At 63.3% G+C, this 3314-nt stretch carries 1 protein-coding gene; it reads right to left on the bottom strand.

From position 1 onward, the window contains the following. Positions 1-3314 (bottom strand): beta strand repeat-containing protein (locus JZ791_RS46330; protein WP_216903820.1); only part of this gene is annotated, 3314 nt, incomplete at both ends.

Here is a 3314-nt window from a genome sequence, read left to right as displayed (position 1 = left end):
AGAGACAGGGTGGGGGTGTCGCTGCGGGCGGGCGCGATCTCGTCGGTGCCGTCGAAGGTGGTGGTGCGGGTGTCGGGGTCGCGGCGCAGGAGTTCGGCGATGCGGCGGAACAGGCTGCCGATGCCGGGGATACGCAGGAAGGTTTCCTTGGCGATCGAGCCGTGACCGCGGCGGATGTTGCTGTCGCCTGCGGTGGAGTGCCGTTTCGGTTGCCGGGTTGTGCCCTTGCCGTCAGTGGTGGGCCTCGTCCTGGTGAGTTTGCGGGGGCCGGTCTTGGTGGCTGGTGTCTTGGCGGTTTTCGGTGTGCGCGAGGCGCCGGTGTGTTTGTCGTTGGCGGGCCTGGGTTTGGTGAGCTTGTTGCGGGCGGTTTTGCCGCTCGGTGTTCTGGTGTCACGTGGGGTGTCTGTGCCGCCGTGCTTCGCGGTCGCGCTGACACGGATCTGGGTGATCCCGTGATCGCCGACCAATCGGCGGATACCGGCCGCATCCAAGTCATCGGTCCTACCGCTGCCGATCCGCGATACACGCAACCGCCCGGACTCCACGGACGCGGTGAACAGGGCATGGTCCTGATCACCGAGCAACGCGATCTCGCCGTCCTCGAGCAGGACGCGCCCCTCACTGTTGACCACCACGCGCCCGCCGACCACGGCGTGACCGTCGTCGTTGCCTCCCGCGTGGCTGTCGTTGTTGGGTGTTGTCTGGCTGTTGTCATCGACCGCCGTCTGGTCGTTGCCGTCGGTGAGGGGTGTGTGGTTGTTGTCGGCGGGCGCGGTGTGGTTGTCGTTCGTGACTACCGTGCGGTCGTTGTCGTCGAGTGCTGTGTGGTCGTTGGTGTCGGTGAGCGTTGTGTGGTCGTTGCTGTTGGGTGCCGTGTGTTTGTCGTTGGTGGCTATCGTGTGGTCGAGCGTCGTGTGATCGTCGGTGTTGGTGAGTGTTGCGTCGTTGTCGTCTGCAGCCGCGGTGTGGGCGTTGTTGTCGGGTGTTGTTGTGTGGCTGTTGTTTTCGGGGGCGCTCCAGTGGGTGAGCTCGTCGTCGCCGAGTTTGCGCCAGGTTCCTGTGCCATCGGTGGCTTTGGTCCAGGAGATGTCCTGGCTGTGGGGTGTCTCGGCGGGTGTGGACGAGCTGTTCGTGGTGTCGCGACGTGGGGCGGCGTTGCTGGATTCGGGGGTGGTGTTGGTGCGGGGGATCGGCGAATTCTTCGGTGTGGCTTGTGATCCGGCCTTCGATGTGCGCGAGTCGACCTTGATGTTCGGTGAGTCGGTGGTGTCGGTTGGTGAGTCGGAGCGGCGCAGTGCACCGTCCCCGGATGCGCTGGTCTGCTGTTCGGCCGGGCTCGTCGTGCTTTTGCTGGCGGCGGTGACCCGTGCCGGGGTCTGCGCGTCGGTGTCGGTGGTGGCGCGGGCGCGTGTGTTCGGGTTCCCGATTTCTGTGCCTGTGCTGTCTTTACCGCTGCCAGTGATGGTTTGATCGCCGACGCCGGTGGTCGTGCTGGCGTCGCTGCTGGTTTGGGTGCCTCGGCTGACGCTGGTTTGCACGCCATTGTCGGCGTACGCGGTCGGGCTGCTGCCGTTACTGCTGCTGTCGCTGACCGCGTTACGGTCGGCGTTGCCGATGCTTCCGTTGGTGCTGGTGCCGTTCTCGCTGGCCGCGCTGCCGTTAGCGCTGTTTTCCCTGGTCGCGTTGGTGCTGTTTTCGCTGGTTACGTTGGTGTTAGTGCTGCTCTCGCTGGTCGCGTTGCTGCTGGTGTTGTTACTGACCTCGGTGGTGCTGTTGTTGGTGTGAGAGTCAGTGTTGTCGTAATTGCTTCCGCTGCTGGTGGTTTGGCTGATGTTGGTGTCGGTCTGAGTGGTCTTGTCGGTGGTGGCGGTGCTGCTGCCATTGGTGTTGGTGTCGGTTTGCGTGCCGTTACTGCTGTTGGTGGTTTGGTTGTTGCTGCTCTCGGTTTGGGCGGCTTGGTCAGTGGTGGTGCTGCCGCTGGTCTCGGTGGAGGTGCCTCTAGTTGTGGCGCTGCTGATGTTGGTGTCGGTTGGGGTGGCCTTGTCGGTGGTGGCGGTGCTGCTGCCATTGGTGTTGGTGTCGGTTTGCGTGCCGTTACTGCTGTTGGTGGTTTGGTTGTTGCCGCTTTCGGTTCGAGTGGCGTGGTCGGTGGTGTTGCCGCTGGTCTCGGTGGAGGTGCCTCTGGTTGTAGCGCTGTTCAGGGTGGTGTCGGTTGGGGTGCTGCTGGTGGTGGCGCGTGGGGTGTTCTGGCTTGCGGTGCTGTCGTTGCTGACCGCGCGGGCACTGCTATTGGTGCCGCCGTCGGTACTGCCGTTGGTGTTACGGACGCTGGCGGCATTGCCGTTGGTGTCGGTGTTGCGGTTGCTGTTGGCGGTGCTGCCGTTGGTAGTGCTTCCGTTGGTGTGGGTGGTTTGGTTGCTGGTGCTGGTGGTGTCGTAATTGGTTCTGCTGCTGGTTATTTGGTTTTTGCTGGTGTCGGTTCGAGTGTCTCCGTTGCTGTCGTTGCTGTCGTTGCTGTCGTTGCTGTCGTTGCTGTCGTTGGTGGGGCTGGTGTTGTTGTTCGTGCCGGAGTTGGCTTGGCTGTTCTTTTGGCTGACGCTGGTACCGGTATTGCTGTTGTCGGAGATGCTGCCGCTGTTGTTGTGGGAGTTGTTATCGGTGTTGGGGCTGCTGTTGGCGGTGCTTCCGTTGGTGTGGGTGGTTTGGTTGTCCGTGCCGGTGTTGTCGTAGTTGGTTCTGCTGCTGGTGATTTGGTTGTTGGTGGTGTCGGTTCGAGTGTCTTCGGTGGTGTCATTGTCGCCGTTGGTGGGGCTGGCGTTGTTGCTGGTGCCGGAGTTGGCTTGGGTGTTCTTTTCGTTGACGCCGGCGCTGGTCTTGTTGTTGTCGGAGGTATCGTTGCTGTTGCTGTTGCTGTTGCTGTTGCTGTTGCTGTTGCTGTTGCTGATGGTTCCGTCACCATCCGCACCGACGATATCGTTCTGTCCTGCAACCGGATTGCTGTCTTGCGCCGCCCGCGCATCGGATACGACCGCCGCCGCATCTGTAGCCTCGGTGTCGCGTGCCCCGGAATCTTCGGTCGTGCGGTACCCGCGCGCACCCCCGGCCATCGCCCCGGCCAGACCACCGCCGAATCCCGCCGCGGACAGTTCGAACTGTCCGCCGTTGAACGCCATCTGGGCCAGCGAGCCACCTATCGTGCCTGCCACGCCGGCCGCCGCGCCCTCCACCATGTGCTGGGTCGCCGCCCGCACCTTGCCACCCACCGCGTTCTCCACCGCGTCGCCCACCGTGTTGTCGATCGCGTGACCTACCCC

This window comes from Nocardia alni (assembly GCF_019038435.1).
Classification (GTDB): Bacteria; Actinomycetota; Actinomycetes; order Mycobacteriales; family Mycobacteriaceae; genus Nocardia; species Nocardia alni.
Note: the sequence above shows the minus strand (reverse complement) of the source record. Positions and strands in the feature narration are given on the sequence as shown.